A 14,795-nucleotide genomic window follows, 5' to 3' on the forward strand; every position below is an offset into this window, starting at 1 on the left:
GCGCGCGCCGCGCCTGGCGCGCCAGCGCGCTCAGCCCGCCGCCTCGGCCACGCGCTTGCGCGCCGGCCACAGCATCGCCACCAGGGTGATCCCGCCGAGCAGCCAGCTGTAGTGGACGTTGCCGACCAGTTGCAGCGGCGAGACCTTGCTCAGCGACGCGGCGAGCAGGATCTGCGCGCCGTAGGGCAGCACGCCCTGGGTCACGCAGGCGAAGATGTCGAGCACGCTGGCCGCACGCGCCGGCGGCACGCCGTGCTGCTGGGCGACGTCGCGAGCCAGACCGCCGCTGATCAGGATCGCCACCGTGTTGTTGGCGGTGAACACGTCGGTGGTCGCCGACAGCGCGGCGATGCTGATCTCGCCGGCGCGGCGGCTGCGGTGGCCGCGGGCGAACTTGCCGATGGTCTGGGCCAGCCAGGCCAGCCCGCCGGCCGCCTTCATCAGCGCGCCCAGGCCGCCGACCAGCAAGGACAGCAAGGTGATTTCGACCATGCTCTCGAAGCCGTCCCAGATATGGCTGGTGTAGGCGGCGAAACCGAAGTCCTCGGCGAAGAACACGCCGAACAGGCCGGCCACCACCAGGCCCAGGCTCAGCACGATGATCACGTCGATCCCGGCGATGGCCAGGCCGAGCACGATCAGATAGGGCAGGATCAGCCACGGCGAGACCGGATCCGGCGTTTCCACCGGCGCGGTCTCGCCGAGGAAACCGAGCAGCACCAGGGTCGCCAGCGCCGCCGGCAGGGCCAGCTTGAAGTTCTCGCGGAACTTCTCGCGCATGGTGCAGCCCTGGGTGCGGCTGGCGACGATCGCGGTGTCGGAGATCACCGACAGGTTGTCGCCGAAGGTGGCGCCGCCGATCACCGCGCCCAGCACCAGGGCGCGGTCCAGGCCGGAGGCGTCGGACACGCCCAGGGCGATCGGCGCGACCGCGGCGATCGTGCCCATCGAGGTGCCCAGCGACATCGAGATGAAGCCGGCGACCACGAACAGCGCCGGCAGCAGCAGCGCCGGATGCACATTGCCGACTCCGAGCGCGACGATCGCGTCGACCGCGCCGATCGCCTTGGACACTTCGACGAAGCCGCCGGCGAGCAGGAAGATCAGGCACATCAGCACCACGTTGTGGTCGCCCATGCCCTGCAGCAGGGTATCCAGCGGCTTGATCCCGCGCCGCCAGGCGATGAACGCGGCCAGCGCCAGCGCCGGCAGGATCGCCACCGGCGCGTGCAGCTGATAGAAGCCCATCGCATCGCCGTGCGCGGTGAAGTACAGCCCGGCGCCGAAGAACAGGGCCAGGAACACCAGCAGCGGGCTCAGCGCCAGCGCGCTCGGCGAGAGGGGCGCGCCGGGGCGGGACGAATCATTCATCTCTTCATCCGAATGGAATAGAAAACTGGGCGATTTTGCAGCGCAGCATCACGAATGTCGAGTGCCGGGGGTGGAAAGCTGGGGTTCGGGACTCGCGGGACTCGCGGGACTCGGGACTCGGGACTCGGGACTCGGGACTCGGGGCTCGGGGCTCGGGCTCGGGGCTCGGGGCTCGGGGCTCGGGGCTCGGGCTCGGACTGGGACTGGGACTGGGACTGGGACTGGGACTGGGACTGGGGCTCGGGCTCGGGCTCGGGCTCGGCTCGGGCTCGGGCTCGGGCTCGGCTCGGGCTCGGGCTCGGGCTGGGGTTCGGGGTTCGGGGTTCGGGTTCGGGTTCGGGTTCGGACTCAGACTCTGGCTCGAATTCGCGCGGGGATGGGGATCGGGTTCGGGCCGAGGCCGGGCTCGACTTCGAGCCTCCCGGCCGGCCGGGCCGCTCCGGGCGGCGGCGCTCGTGTCGCCCTCGCCTGTCCGCTAGTGGAAAGGGGGCACTCCCCGGCTATCCCGCCCTCGCCGGTCTCGCTCCAACTCGTCTCGACCTGGCTGGTCCAGCCCTTGCCCGGCAACGAAAACGGGGCGCCCGCAGGCGCCCCGTCGGTATCGCGCTGGCCGGCCGGCACCGGGCCGCCGTGTTGCAGACGGCCTGGAGCGCCGACCCGATGGCTCAGATCACGATGACGCAGCGGCCGTAGCGGTCGCAGATCGCGTAGGTCTGCCACACGCCTTCGTCGCACAGATAGATCCGCGAGCTGCCGTCCGAGGAGCGTTCGGTGATCCGCTGGCCCTGGTTTTCCGCGGTGCAGGTGCCCGGCGCCGGAATCGCGGCGACGGTACCGGCGGCGCTCATCAACACGATCGCCACGAATGCGATCGCCTTGCCCTTCATCGTCCTGATCTTCATGGATGCCTCAATGCATACAAGGTGCCGCCGGAAAGGCGCGTCGCGATGCGGCGCCCGTGGCGCGCCAGGCGGCGCGCTCGGCAGTCGACGGCGTCCTGCCGGTCTCATGCCGCGATCGCTCAGATCACGATGACGCAGCCGCGGTAATCGCAGATCGCATACAGCAGCCACACCCCGTCTTCGCACTGGTAGATGCGCGAGGTGCCGTTGGCCCCGTATTCCTTGACCCGCTGGCCCTGGTTTTCCGCGGTGCAGGTGTTGCGCGGCGGGATCGCGGCGACGGTGCCGGCCGCCGCCATCAGCGCGATCGCCAGCAACGCCAAGGCCTTGCCCTTCATCTTCCTGATCTTCATGTCGTTCCTCGATGCGAACCTGACCGCCGGGATGCGGGGCCGCCGCCGCTCCCCAGCGGTGGCGGGCTTGAATGCGCGCGCGGCCCCTTCGGGCAGTCGACGGCGACCTGCCGGAATCTCGCCGCTGGAGCCTAGCGCCGCGGGCCGCGCGCAGGCGTGCGGCGCGCCGCAAAAACGAACGGGGCGCCCGAAGGCGCCCCGTCGTCGATCGCAGCGGGCGGTGTCGCTCAGGCCGCGGCGCGGCGGGCGATGGCCTTGGCGAAGCTCAGGGTGTCGGCTTCGCCGCCCAGGTCCGGGGTCAGCGAATCCTTGGCTTCCAGGGTGGCGACGATGGCGTCGCGCAGCTTGGTCGCCTTGTCCGGCTGGCCCAGGTGATCGAGCATCTGCGCTGCGCCGAGCAGCAGCGCGCAGGGGTTGGCGATGCCCTTGCCGGCGATGTCCGGCGCCGAGCCGTGCACGGCCTCGAAGATCGCCGCGTCGGTGCCGATGTTGGCGCCCGGGGCCAGGCCCAGGCCGCCGACCAGGCCGGCGCACAGGTCGGAGATGATGTCGCCGAACAGGTTGGTGGTGACGATGATGTCGAACTGCTCCGGGCGCATCACCAGCTGCATGCAGGTGTTGTCGACGATCATCTCGTTGCACTGGATGTCCGGATACTGCTGCGCCACTTCGCGCGCGGTCTTCAGGAACAGGCCCGAGGTCGACTTCAGGATGTTGGCCTTGTGCACCACGGTGACCTTCTTGCGGCCGGTCTTGCGGGCCAGGTCGAAGGCGTAGCGGACGATGCGCTCGGAGCCGCGGCGGGTGATCTTCTGGGTCAGCATCGCGGTCTCGCCGTCTTCCGACAGCGACTGGCCTTCGCCGATGTACGCGCCTTCGGTGTTCTCGCGCACGGTGATCAGGTCCACGCCCGAGGGGAAGCGCGACTTGGTGTTCGGGAACGACTTGGCCGGACGCACGTTGGCGTACAGGTCGAAGCGCTTGCGCAGCTCGACGTTGATCGAGCTGAAGCCCTCGCCGACCGGGGTGGTCAGCGGGCTCTTCAGCGCGATGCGGTTCTTGCGGATCGAATCCATGGTCGCCTGCGGCAGCAGCTCGCCGTGCTTTTCCAGCGCAACCAGGCCGGCGTCGGCGAACTCGTAGGACAGGCCGACGTTCATCGCGTCGAGCACGTGCAAGGTCGCGTCCATGATCTCCGGGCCGATGCCGTCGCCACGGATGACCGTAATCGTTTGCGTCATGAGAAAGGTTCTTCCAGCGGTAGGGCGCGCGGCGCTGTGGCGCGGCGCACGAAACGAAAGTGTTAACCGCACAATTATGCCGGAACCCGCCCCGCCCTGCATTCGCGGCCGTACTGGCCCCGGGCCGGATGGCCCTTCCCGGCGCCCAGAGGCCCGATTCGGCCAAGCCAAGCGCGCCCGGCGACCGGCCTTCGGGTAGGAGCGGCGTCCCACGGGGATTTCCTCCGCTCGCCAGCCGCGCCCGCGCGACCGCAACGACCGGCGCGGGCGGCAGCCGAGCGGCGCGGCGCCAGTCTCGCGATTCAGGAAGACGAAAGCCCGGCCCCGCCGTCGCGAAACGGGGAACCGGGCTTCGGGGTCGCGGCTCAGCCGCTTCTACGCCCTGGTCGGGCTCAGCCGTGGTCGTGGCCGGCCGGAGCCTGGGCCTCGCCCTGTTCCAGTTGGTCGAGGAAATCGACCGCGCGGCGCAGGTGCGGGATCACGATCGAGCCACCGACCACCAGGCCGACCGAGAAGGTCTCGAACATTTCGTCGCGGTTCACCCCCGCTTCCTTGCACTGGGCGACGTGGTAGCTGATGCAGTCGTCGCAGCGCAGCACCAGCGAGGCGACCAGGCCCAGCAGTTCCTTGGTCTTCACGTCCAGCGCGCCGGCCTGGTAGGTCTGGGTGTCGAGGGCGAAGAAGCGGCGCACGACCTGGTTGGGTTCGGCCAGGATGCGTTCGTTCATGCGCTTGCGGAACGCGGTGAATTCGGCGACTCGGTCTTGCTGCGACGAGGCGTCGTCGGCGGGGGTGTGGCTCACGCGGGATCCTTGAGTAAGAAGCTTGGATAAGAAGCTATGGCATAGAGGGGCTGGGCGCGGAGAATGAACCGCGCATGCCGTCCCTGGCGCGACTTGGCCGGCTCCGGATCGTCCGGCCCGGCCATCCCTGGCCGGGCGTTCGCGAGCGCAGGCGGCGGTGCCGCCTGGGCGCGCCCGCTCACCCCGCCAGCAGCGGCTCCAGGCCGCCGGCGCGGTGCAAAGCGATCATGTCGTCGTAACCGCCGACATGGGTCTGGCCGATGAAGATCTGCGGCACGCTGGTGCGCTGGGTGCGGGCGACCATCTTCTCGCGCTCGCCCGGCTCCAGGTCGATCCGGACCTCGGTCCACTGCTGGCCTTTGCTCTTGAGGAAGTTCTTGGCGGCGACGCAGTACGGGCAGATCGCGGTGGTGTAGATGAGGATTTCGGGCGTGCTGGGGGCGGTGTCGCTCAAAACGGTTTCTCCTGCCTGAACTCTGGGGTGCGCTTGCGGTCGAAGGCTTGCGCTCGAAACATGGGCGCGGCTCCGGCGAGTTTAAAGTTCGCCGGCGGAACGCACTCCACCGGCATTCGATACGCCGGCGTCCGGAACAAGGCGTCTGCAAGAAGGATACCGGCCGCACGCGACCGCCGCGGCCGCCTTCGATCGGATGCCGGCTTGCCGACGCTACCGATCCCAGGGTGAACGCACCGGAGACGAGGCGCCGAAGTTAACACCGTGTTCACGCCGTCCGCCGATCCGGGCGGCATCCTGCCATGCATCCGCGGCGCGTACTCCAGCCGCGCCGCCGCACCCAGCCGACCGGCCCCGCCGGCCCGAGGACCACCGCTTGCGCCGCATCGCCCTGCTCACCGCCGCCGTCACCCTCGCCCTCGGCAGCCTCTGCGCCGACGCGCAGGAATCCAAGCTGCCGGACATCGGTTCCTCGGCCGGCGAACTGCTGACCCCGGCCAAGCAGCGCCAGTACGGCGCGATGATGCTGGCCCAGTTGCGCCATTACGATTACCTGCTCGAAGACCCGCTGGTCGACAGTTGGGTGGAGATGCTGGGCACGCGCCTGGCCGCCAACAGCGACAAGCCGCGCCAGCCGTTCAATTTCTTCATGCTGCGCGAGCGCCAGATCAACGCCTTCGCCACCCTCGGCGGCTACATCGGGGTCAACTCCGGCCTGGTCCTGACCGCCGAGCGCGAGGACGAAGTCGCCGCGGTGCTGTCGCACGAAATCGCCCACGTCACCCAGCAGCACGTGCTGCGCGGGGTCGAGCGCGCCCAGCGCGACCAGTTGCCGATCCTGCTGGCGATGCTCGGCGCGATCGTCGCCGCCCAGGCCGCCGGCGGCAATTCCAGCGACGACGCGACCATGGCCGCGGTCAGCTCCGGCATGGGCCTGATGCAGCAAAGGCAGATCAACTACACCCGCTCCAACGAGTCCGAGGCCGACCGGATCGGCATCCAGACCCTGTCGCGCAGCCACTACGACACCACCGCGATGGCCGACTTCTTCGCCCGCATGCAGTTGGTCTCGCGCAGCAACAAGGCCAACTGGTACGGCGAGACGCCGGACTATCTGATGACCCACCCGGTCACCACCACCCGGATCAGCGAGGCCAAGGAGCGCGCCGAGCAGATCGCGGCCAAGAACAGCGTCACCGCGATCACCGCCACGCCGGACGCGACCCGGGTCGAGCGCATACCCAAGACGCCCTTCAGCCTGCCCGACAGCAGCGACAACCCGCTGCTGCCCAGCGGCATCCGGATCAGCGACCAGGCCCTGACCGCGGGCGGCACCGGCGTGTTCGACTTCGCCCGCGAGCGGATCCGCGTGCTCAGCGCCAATTCGCCGCGCGACGCGGTGCGCGAGTACGAACGCCTGGGCGCCCAGAGCGACGCCCAGCGCTACGGCATGGCCCTGGCGCAGATGCGCAGCAATCAGCCCGGCGCCGCGGTAGCGGCGCTGGAGACGCTGCTGCGCAAGCACCCCGGACAGATGTGGCTGAGCCTGGCCTTGGCCGAGGCGCAGGCCCAGGCCGGCCAGACCGCGGCCGCCGACGCCCGCTTCGAGGCCCTGCTGCGGCAGACCCCGAACAACCGCGCCGTCGCCCTGGGCTACGCCAAGGTCCTGACCGACCGCAATACGCCGGCCGCCGGCCAACGCGCCCAGGCGGTGCTGCGGCCCCTGCTCGGCGGCGGCGGCGAAGACCCTTTGCTGCAGCAGACCTACGCCCGCGCCTGCGAGATCGCCGGCGACGCGATCCGCGCCGGCGAGGCCTATGCCGAGGCCGCCTACCTGCGCGGCCGGCCGGAGCAGGCCCTGGTCCAGCTCAACAACCTCAAGCGCAAGCCCGACCTGGACTACTACGCCCGCGCCCGGATCGAGGCGCGCATCGCCGCGATCACCCCGACCGTGCTGGAACTGCGCCGCCAGGGCGTGCGCGACGAGGACCTGCGGCGCCAGTAACCGGCCTCCCTGCAGCGCCCTGCCGCCGACGGCCGCGTCGGCGCGCGGCCGACTGCCATGTCCATGTCATCTGGCGGCCAAACTCGAGCGTCGCCGATCGCGCCGGCATCGCCTGCGAAACTGACGCCTGATACGCGCAAGCCCCGCCCTCCAGGGGTTTCCCTCCGCGCTGCGGCGGCGACGCCGGCGATCACAGTCCGCTCAATACCGCCCGTCCCATGTCACGGAGCAGTCATAAAACGGTAGTGTACTGACGCGGTTTCAAGGCCCTCCCCAGCCTCCCCCGGTGACCGTGTGCAGAAGCGCATCCTGATAGTCGAAGACGAACCCGCCATCCGCGACATGGTGTCCTTCGCCCTGCGCAAGGGCGAGTACGAGCCGGTCCATGCCGGCGACGCCCGCGAGGCCCAGGCGGCGATCGCCGACCGGGTGCCGGACCTGATCCTGCTCGACTGGATGCTGCCCGGCACCAGCGGCCTGGAGCTGGCCCGGCGCTGGCGCAAGGAATCGCTGACCCGCGAGATCCCGATCATCATGCTGACCGCGCGCGGCGAGGAGAACGACCGGGTCGGCGGACTCGAGGCCGGGGTCGACGACTACGTGGTCAAGCCCTTCTCGGCGCGCGAACTGCTGGCGCGGATCCGCGCGGTGCTGCGCCGTTCGCGCGAGGACGACGAGGACGGCAGCGTCGGCGTCGGCCCGCTGCGCATCGACGGCGCCGCGCACCGGGTGTTCGCCCAGGCCGACGGCGGCGACCAGCCGGTGCAGATCGGCCCGACCGAGTACCGCCTGCTGCACTTCTTCATGACCCACCCCGAGCGGGTCTACTCGCGCACCCAGTTGCTCGACCACGTCTGGGGCGGCAGCGTCTATGTCGAGGAACGCACCGTCGACGTGCACATCCGCCGACTGCGCAAGACCCTGGAGCCGCACCGCCTGGATGGCATGGTCCAGACCGTTCGTGGCGCCGGGTATCGTTTTTCCGCTTCACTCGCCGCGTAAGCTGGGGGTATGCCGCCCCGCGCACGCTCCGCCTGGTTCCGCACCCTGGGTCAGCTCGCGCTGATCCTGGTCGCTGCGGCCGTACTCGGCGTACTGATCGGCCATCCCTGGCCGGTGGTCACCGCCGCCGCCCTGGGCGTGGTCGCCTGGCATTACTGGCGCCTGCGCCGGGTGCTGATCCGGCTGACCGCGCGCCAGCGCCTGACCCCGCCGCTGGGCGAAGGGATCTGGAACGAACTGGACCGCCTGCTCCACCGCAGCCAGGCCGAGATGCGCGGGCGCAAGCGCCGCCTGATCGAAATGCTGCGCGCCTACCGCGCCGCGGCGGCGGCGATGCCCGACGCGATCGTGGTGGTCGAGCGCAACAGCCAGCGCATCCAGTGGTTCAACGAAGCCGCCAACGGCCTGTTCGGGCTGCGCTATCCGCGCGACATCGGCGCGCCGGTGGTGCAGCGCCTGCAGCCGCTGCAACTGGCGCACTGGCTGGCCTCCGGGCGCAACGCCGAGCCGCTGGAAGCGGCTTCGCCGTGGAATCCGGCGATCACCCTGAGCCTGCGCCTGATCCCGTATTCGGAGAACCTGTGGCTGCTGGTCGCGCGCGACGTCAGCCGGCTGCTGCAGCTGGAGCAGATGCGCCGCGACTTCGTCGCCAACGTCTCGCACGAGCTGCGCACCCCGCTGACCGTGGTCCACGGCTACCTGGACATGCTCGATCCGGAGGAACACCCGGACTGGGCGCCGATGCTGGCCGAAATGCAGCGCCAGTCGCAGCGCATGACCCAACTGGTCGAGGACTTGCTGACCCTGTCGCGGCTGGAATCGCAGGACGGGCTGGCCGGCGAGGAAACCGTGGCCATGGCCTCGATGCTGGCCACGCTGAGGCGCGAGGCCAACGCCCTGAGCCAGGGCCGGCACGAGATCGCGATGGACGACCTGGCCGGGGTCGACCTGTTCGGCTCCAACAAAGAACTGCACAGCGCCTTTTCCAACCTGGTCAGCAACGCGATCCGCTATACCCCGGCCGGCGGCACCATCCGCATCCGCTTCCGTCCCGAAAGCGACGGCCTGGCGCGCGGCGCGGTGCTGGAGGTGGTCGACAGCGGCTACGGCATTCCCGCCGCGCACCTGCCGCGGATCACCGAGCGCTTCTATCGCGTGTCCACCAGCCGCTCGCGCGAAAGCGGCGGCACCGGCCTGGGCCTGTCGATCGTCAAGCACGTGCTGAACCTGCACCAGGCGCGGCTGGAAATCGCCAGCGAAGTCGGCCGCGGCAGCACCTTCGCCTGCCATTTCGGCGCCGACCGGCTGCGCCGTCGCGACGCCTACGACGGCTATTCCGATACTCTTCCCGAAGCACTGCCCTAGGACCGCCGCTGTAGCGCCATGAACGCGATGACGGAAACACCGCTGGACACCGACCCGCTGCGCGACAGCGCGCTGTACTTCAACCGCGAGCTGTCGCAGCTGGACTTCAACTTCCGGGTCCTGGCCCAGGCCCAGGACCCGCAGGTGCCGCTGCTGGAGCGGCTGAAGTACCTGTGCATCTCCTGCACCAACCTCGACGAGTTCTTCGAGATCCGCGCCGGCACCCTGCGCCACGCCCAGGACCTCGGCCTGGCGCCGGGGCCGGACGGGCTGGCGCCGCAGACGGTGCTGTCGCGCATCCACGAGCGCGCCGCCGAGCTGGTCAAGGCCCAGTACGAATGCTGGAACGACGTGCTGCGGCCGGCGCTGTCGGACGCCGGCGTGCGCGTGCTCGGCCGCAACTCCTGGAACGCGCGCCAGACCCGCTGGCTGCGCGCCTACTTCCGCGACGAGATCATGCCGGTGCTGTCGCCGCTGGGGCTGGATCCGGCGCACCCGTTCCCGAAGATCCTCAACAAATCGCTCAACATCGTCGTCGTGCTCAAGGGCAAGGACGCGTTCGGCCGCGCCGGCAACCTGGCCATCGTGCGCGCGCCGCGTTCGCTGCCGCGGATCATCCAGATGCCGGAGAACGTGTCCGGCGGCAAGCACGACTTCGTGTTCTTGTCCTCGGTACTGTCGACCTTCGTCGACGAACTGTTCCCGGGCATGGAGGTCAAGGGCGCCTACCAGTTCCGGGTCACCCGCAACTCCGAACTGCTGGTCGACGAGGAAGAGGTCGACAACATCGCCCTGGCCCTGCGCGACGAGCTGATCGGCCGCGGCTACCTGCGCGCGGTGCGGCTGGAGATCGCAGAGCAGTGCCCCAAGCCGATCGTGCGCACCCTGCTGGAGAACTTCGACCTGCCCGAGAACGCGGTCTACCGCATCAACGGCCCGGTCAACCTCAACCGGGTGATCCAGGTCTACGACCTGGTGCAGCGCCCGGAGCTGAAATTCCCGCCGTACCAGCAGCGCGTGCCGGCGGGCATCGATACCCTCTTCGACACCGTCGCCGACGGCGACCTGCTGCTGCACCATCCCTTCGATTCGTTCGCGCCGGTGCTGGAGCTGATCCGCCAGGCCGCCGAAGACCCGAACGTGCTGGCGATCAAGCAGACCCTGTACCGCGCCGGCAAGGACTCGCCGATCGTCGAGCAGCTGGTGCAGGCGGCGCGCAACGGCAAGGACGTCACCGTGGTGGTCGAGCTGCGCGCGCGCTTCGACGAGGAGGCCAACCTGGGCCTGGCCGACCGGCTGCAGGAAGCCGGCGTGCAGGTGGTGTACGGCGTGGTCGGCTACAAGACCCACGCCAAGATGCTGCTGATCGTGCGCCGCGAGGGCCGCAAGCTCAAACGCTACGTGCACCTGGGCACCGGCAACTACCACAGCGGTACCGCGCGCGCCTACACCGACTTCGGCCTGATCACCGCCGACCCGGACATCGGCAACGACGTGCACCTGATCTTCCAGCAACTGTCCGGCTTGGCGCCGTCGCTGAAGCTCAAGTGCCTGCTGCAATCGCCGTTCACCCTGCACGCCGGGGTGCTCAAGCGGATCGATCGCGAGACCAAGCACGCCCGCGCCGGCAAGCCGGCGCGGATCGTGGCCAAGATGAACGCCTTGAACGAGCCGCAGGTGATCCGCGCCCTGTACCAAGCCTCGCAGGCCGGGGTCCAGATCGACTTGATCGTGCGCGGCGCCTGCACCCTGCGCCCGGGCGTGGAAGGCGTGTCCGACAACATCCGGGTGCGCTCGATCGTCGGCCGCTTCCTCGAACACCACCGGGTCTACTGGTTCGCCAACGACGGCGCCCCGGACCTGTTCTGCTCCAGCGCCGACTGGCTGGAGCGCAATCTGCTGCGCCGGGTCGAGACCGGCTTTCCGATCCTGGATTCGGACCTGCGCGCGCGGGTCTACGAGGAGGCGCTGGCCAATTACTTGAACGACAACCTCAACGCCTGGCAGCTCGGCGCCGACGGGCGCTACCAGCGGGTGACGCCCGAGGACGGCGCGATGCCGCACTCGGCCCAGGCCACCCTGTTGGCCAAACTGTGCGGATAGTCGAAAATTCCGCGCCATGAATAACGTGTTCCCGACCACCCGCCTGCCGCTCCAGGACGGCGACCTGCTCGCCGCCGTCGACCTGGGGTCGAACAGCTTCCACATGGTGGTCGCGCGTTACGTGCTGGGCCAGTTGCGCACCGTCGACCGCCTGCGCGAGACCGTGCGCCTGGCCGAAGGCCTGGACCGCAAGGGCGGCCTGGCGCCGGAAGTGCGCCAGCGCGCGCTGGACTGCCTGTCGCGCTTCGGCCAGCGCATCCGCGACGTGCCGCCGCAGCGGGTGCGCGCGATCGCGACCAATACCGTGCGCCGCCTGGCCGCGCCGCAGGCCTTCCTGATGCCGGCCGAATCGGCCCTGGGCCACGCCATCGAGGTCGTTTCCGGCCGCGAAGAGGCGCGCCTGATCTACCTCGGCGTGGCCCACGCCCAGCCGTCCAAGCCCGGCGAACGCCGGCTGGTGATCGACATCGGCGGCGGCTCCACCGAATGCATCGTCGGCAGCGGCTTCGAGGCGATCGAGCGCGAGAGCCTGCAGGTCGGCTGCGTCGCCAGCACCCGCCGCTTCTTCGAAAACGGCAAGCTGTCGAAGAAGAAATGGCGCGACGCGCTGAACGAAGTCTCGGCCGAGTTCCAGCAGTTCGCCGGCACTTACCGCGCGCTGGGCTGGCACGAGGCGCTGGGCTCGTCCGGCACCAACAAGGCGATCGGCGAGATCTGCGCGGCGATGAAGCTGACCAAGGGCGCGGTCACCGCCGAAGCCCTGCCGCAGTTGCGCGAGCGCCTGCTCCAGGCCGAGCGCATCGAGGCCATCGACCTGCCCGGCCTGTCGGCCGACCGCCGGCCGATCATCGCCGGCGGCATCCTGATCCTGGAGGCCGCGTTCAACGTGCTCGGCCTGCAACGCATGGCGGTCAGCAAGGCGGCTATGCGCGAGGGCGTGCTGTACGACATGCTCGGCCGCGGCGGCGCCGACGATCCGCGCGACGCGGCGGTGGCGGCCCTGGTCAAGCGCTACGGCATCGACGAACAGCAATCCAAGCGGGTCGAGGCGACCCTGATGCGCCTGTTCGACCAGGTCGCCAAGGGCTGGGGACTGGACGCCGACGACCGGCTGATGCTGCAGCGCGCCGCGCGCCTGCACGAGCTCGGCCTGGCCATCGCCCACAGCCAGTACCACGTGCACAGCTCCTACGTGATCGAGAATTCGGACATTTCCGGCTTCTCGCGCCAGCAGCAGCAATTCCTCGCCGCGCTGGTGCGCACCCACCGCCGCGGCATTCCCAAGTCCGCCTTCGAGGCCCTGCCCGACCGCCTGCTCGCCGCGGTCCGGCGCAGCTCGGCCCTGCTGCGCCTGGCGGTGCTGCTGCACCGCGCCCACGAGTCCGATCCGATCCCGCAGCTCGACGCGCACGCCGACGGCGGCACCCTGACCCTGACCGTGTCCAGGCGCTGGCTGGAGTCGCGGCCGCTGATCCGCGCCGACCTGGAAGGCGAACCGCAGGACATGGCCGGGCTGGGGATCGCGTTGAAGCTGCTGGCGGCTTAATCGCCTAACCCGTCCTGTTTCCCGCGCGATGTTCGATGGCGCCGGCGCCATCCACAACATCGACGGATTTTGCCGAATCCGCCTGTTGCCCGTAGCAGGCGAAATCGCGCGAGTTTCCACGCCGCCGGATCAGCGCGTGAGAAAATGCAACGCTATCCTAAGACGATAGCCGGACGCATCCGCGAACACCCGCGTTCGTTCCATAACAGGATTTCTATGCACAGGAGGTGCAGTCCTTTTTTCCCATATCCGCATGCAGCCCGCACGGCTGCGCGGCTCGCTTTGGCCGAAAAACATCCGAACCCTATTTCCCGAGAGCCAATGTCTACCTCAACCCACTCCTTGCGGAACGCGCGGCTGCGTTCGCTTGCAGCTGCGACGCTGCTGGCGGCCAGCGGTTCTGTCTCCGCGCTGGGCGCACAGCCCGAAATCCGACTGGACGCGCCGCAAGATCCACATGGCGGCGACATGATCACCTTGACCGCGACCGCGCGCGGCGATGCGCTGCTGTACTGGACGCAAAACGAAGCGCCCTATTACTCAAGCAAGGGCGACGCAAGCTTGACCATCTACCAGGGCGACCTCGCCATCGCCCGGCACAAGATCGACTCGGAGACGTATCCCAAGCCGGATGTCAGCGTGGTGCGCTACATGCCCTGCCAGACGCCCGGGCAGTGCCCTAACGGCAACGTCAAGACGACCTTCTACTACAAGCGCGACGCCAGCTTCACGATCAATGTCCGCTTGCCGGAGGGACTCGGGCAAACGCCTTTCAAGTCGGCCTACTACGAATACGACAAGTGGACTCCGATCAACAACTCCTCTCCGGTGTTGACGATCGACCACTCCAAGGCTTACGACCTCACGCCGATCACGATGTATCTCCTCAACTGATCCGGCGTTCGTCGCCCCTTGCCGACCATCGAGAACAATCCCATGAAGTTCAAGACTCTGGCCGTCACTACGGCCCTCCTAGCCGCCAGCACTAGCGCCTCGGCGGAGTTCATCGAAACCACCCAACTCACTCAGATCAGCTCCTACGAGCAGGGCACGATGCACTTCGTGTGGATGTCCACCGGCGTGTCCTCCGACTGCGCCGCCAACAGCCCCGGCAACCCGACCATCGGCTTCGACGAAGCGCAGCCCGGCGGCAAGAGCCTGCTAGCCATTCTGACCGCCGCGATGCTGAACAAACGCAACGTCTCGCTGCGCATCACCGGCTGCAAGATCACCGAAGCCTACCTCAAGTAATCCGCGCCCAGACGCAACAACGCACTTAGGACATTCACATGAAGAACATCAAGACCAAGCTCATCGCCGGCTCGCTCGCCCTGCTGGCCGCCAGCACAAGCGCCTCGGCCGAATTCATCGACAACGTTCAGGTCACCCAGTTGGGCGCGTACGAAGCGATGACCCTGCATTACGTCTGGCTGTCCAGCGGCACGTCAGCCGAATGCGCCGCCTCGAGCGGCAACCCGGTGCTGTTCTTCAACGATGCGCAGCCGGGCGGCAAAGGCATGCTGACCATGCTGATCAGCGCGGTGGTCAACAAGCGCAACGTTTCGGTTCGCACCCAGGGCTGCAATATCACCGAGATTTACCTGAAGTAAGCCCTCAGGCGGCACGAGCGCTCAAGCCCGCCGCACGGCG

General features: G+C 68.9%; 14 protein-coding genes. 8 read left to right on the forward strand and 6 right to left on the reverse strand.

Annotation, left to right across the window (positions count from 1 at the left end):
* Positions 1-30 precede the first annotated feature (30 nt).
* The 6 genes from AC3A57_RS10570 to grxC form a co-directional block, all read right to left on the reverse strand.
* Complete coding sequence (locus tag AC3A57_RS10570) at positions 31-1,371, reverse strand: Na+/H+ antiporter NhaC family protein (protein ID WP_487578885.1); 1,341 nt, start codon at positions 1,369-1,371, stop codon at positions 31-33.
* A gap of 665 nt (positions 1,372-2,036) precedes the next feature.
* Complete coding sequence (locus AC3A57_RS10575; RefSeq protein WP_487578886.1) at positions 2,037-2,273, reverse strand: hypothetical protein; 237 nt, start codon at positions 2,271-2,273, stop codon at positions 2,037-2,039.
* Positions 2,274-2,392: 119 nt separating this feature from the next.
* A complete protein-coding gene (locus AC3A57_RS10580) occupies positions 2,393-2,626 on the reverse strand; it encodes a hypothetical protein (protein WP_487578887.1) in 234 nt (77 codons plus the stop codon).
* Positions 2,627-2,853: 227 nt separating this feature from the next.
* Positions 2,854-3,867 carry an isocitrate dehydrogenase gene (locus tag AC3A57_RS10585; RefSeq protein WP_487578888.1) on the reverse strand — a complete coding sequence of 338 codons (1,014 nt, stop codon included), beginning with the start codon at positions 3,865-3,867 and terminating at the stop codon, positions 2,854-2,856.
* 392 nt (positions 3,868-4,259) lie between these two features.
* A complete protein-coding gene (locus tag AC3A57_RS10590; protein ID WP_261369980.1) occupies positions 4,260-4,595 on the reverse strand; it encodes a carboxymuconolactone decarboxylase family protein in 336 nt (111 codons plus the stop codon).
* 253 nt (positions 4,596-4,848) lie between these two features.
* Positions 4,849-5,124, reverse strand: coding sequence for a glutaredoxin 3 (grxC, locus tag AC3A57_RS10595; protein WP_221671942.1), 276 nt, complete (start codon positions 5,122-5,124; stop codon positions 4,849-4,851).
* Positions 5,125-5,500: 376 nt separating this feature from the next.
* Between grxC and AC3A57_RS10600 the strand changes: the two genes are divergently transcribed.
* From AC3A57_RS10600 to AC3A57_RS10635, 8 genes are all read left to right on the forward strand, one after another.
* The gene (locus AC3A57_RS10600) at positions 5,501-7,129 is read left to right on the forward strand and encodes a M48 family metalloprotease (protein WP_487578889.1); all 1,629 of its coding nucleotides are present in this window, start codon (positions 5,501-5,503) and stop codon (positions 7,127-7,129) included.
* A gap of 294 nt (positions 7,130-7,423) precedes the next feature.
* Positions 7,424-8,131 (forward strand): phosphate regulon transcriptional regulator PhoB, encoded by a 708-nt coding sequence (gene phoB / locus AC3A57_RS10605; protein ID WP_221671940.1) that lies wholly within the window; start codon positions 7,424-7,426, stop codon positions 8,129-8,131.
* A gap of 9 nt (positions 8,132-8,140) precedes the next feature.
* Positions 8,141-9,496: a phosphate regulon sensor histidine kinase PhoR gene (phoR, locus tag AC3A57_RS10610; protein WP_221671939.1), complete on the forward strand. Its 1,356-nt coding sequence runs from the start codon at positions 8,141-8,143 to the stop codon at positions 9,494-9,496.
* An 18-nt stretch (positions 9,497-9,514) separates the two neighbouring features.
* Positions 9,515-11,599, forward strand: coding sequence for a polyphosphate kinase 1 (gene ppk1, locus AC3A57_RS10615; protein WP_487578890.1), 2,085 nt, complete (start codon positions 9,515-9,517; stop codon positions 11,597-11,599).
* Between the two features lie 16 nt (positions 11,600-11,615).
* Positions 11,616-13,145 carry an exopolyphosphatase gene (gene ppx / locus AC3A57_RS10620; protein WP_487578891.1) on the forward strand — a complete coding sequence of 510 codons (1,530 nt, stop codon included), beginning with the start codon at positions 11,616-11,618 and terminating at the stop codon, positions 13,143-13,145.
* A 321-nt stretch (positions 13,146-13,466) separates the two neighbouring features.
* Positions 13,467-14,039, forward strand: a complete 573-nt coding sequence (locus AC3A57_RS10625; protein ID WP_487578892.1) for a hypothetical protein — start codon at positions 13,467-13,469, stop codon at positions 14,037-14,039.
* 42 nt (positions 14,040-14,081) lie between these two features.
* Positions 14,082-14,396: a hypothetical protein gene (locus tag AC3A57_RS10630; RefSeq protein WP_487578893.1), complete on the forward strand. Its 315-nt coding sequence runs from the start codon at positions 14,082-14,084 to the stop codon at positions 14,394-14,396.
* Positions 14,397-14,434: 38 nt separating this feature from the next.
* The gene (locus tag AC3A57_RS10635; protein ID WP_487578894.1) at positions 14,435-14,755 is read left to right on the forward strand and encodes a hypothetical protein; all 321 of its coding nucleotides are present in this window, start codon (positions 14,435-14,437) and stop codon (positions 14,753-14,755) included.
* Positions 14,756-14,795 lie beyond the last annotated feature (40 nt).

This window comes from Lysobacter sp. Soil_C_15, assembly GCF_057657315.1.

Bases quoted from the DNA above. Each gene is read 5' to 3' on its own strand.
- ppk1 (WP_487578890.1), top strand. From the start codon at position 9,515: ATGAACGCGATGACGGAAACACCGCTGGACACCGACCCGCTGCGCGAC.
- ppx (WP_487578891.1), top strand. From the start codon at position 11,616: ATGAATAACGTGTTCCCGACCACCCGCCTGCCGCTCCAGGACGGCGAC.
- AC3A57_RS10575 (WP_487578886.1), bottom strand. From the start codon at position 2,273: ATGAAGATCAGGACGATGAAGGGCAAGGCGATCGCATTCGTGGCGATC.
- AC3A57_RS10625 (WP_487578892.1), top strand. From the start codon at position 13,467: ATGTCTACCTCAACCCACTCCTTGCGGAACGCGCGGCTGCGTTCGCTT.
- AC3A57_RS10630 (WP_487578893.1), top strand. From the start codon at position 14,082: ATGAAGTTCAAGACTCTGGCCGTCACTACGGCCCTCCTAGCCGCCAGC.
- AC3A57_RS10580 (WP_487578887.1), bottom strand. From the start codon at position 2,626: ATGAAGATCAGGAAGATGAAGGGCAAGGCCTTGGCGTTGCTGGCGATC.
- AC3A57_RS10590 (WP_261369980.1), bottom strand. From the start codon at position 4,595: ATGAACGAACGCATCCTGGCCGAACCCAACCAGGTCGTGCGCCGCTTC.
- AC3A57_RS10570 (WP_487578885.1), bottom strand. From the start codon at position 1,371: ATGAATGATTCGTCCCGCCCCGGCGCGCCCCTCTCGCCGAGCGCGCTG.
- AC3A57_RS10635 (WP_487578894.1), top strand. From the start codon at position 14,435: ATGAAGAACATCAAGACCAAGCTCATCGCCGGCTCGCTCGCCCTGCTG.
- phoR (WP_221671939.1), top strand. From the start codon at position 8,141: ATGCCGCCCCGCGCACGCTCCGCCTGGTTCCGCACCCTGGGTCAGCTC.
- AC3A57_RS10585 (WP_487578888.1), bottom strand. From the start codon at position 3,867: ATGACGCAAACGATTACGGTCATCCGTGGCGACGGCATCGGCCCGGAG.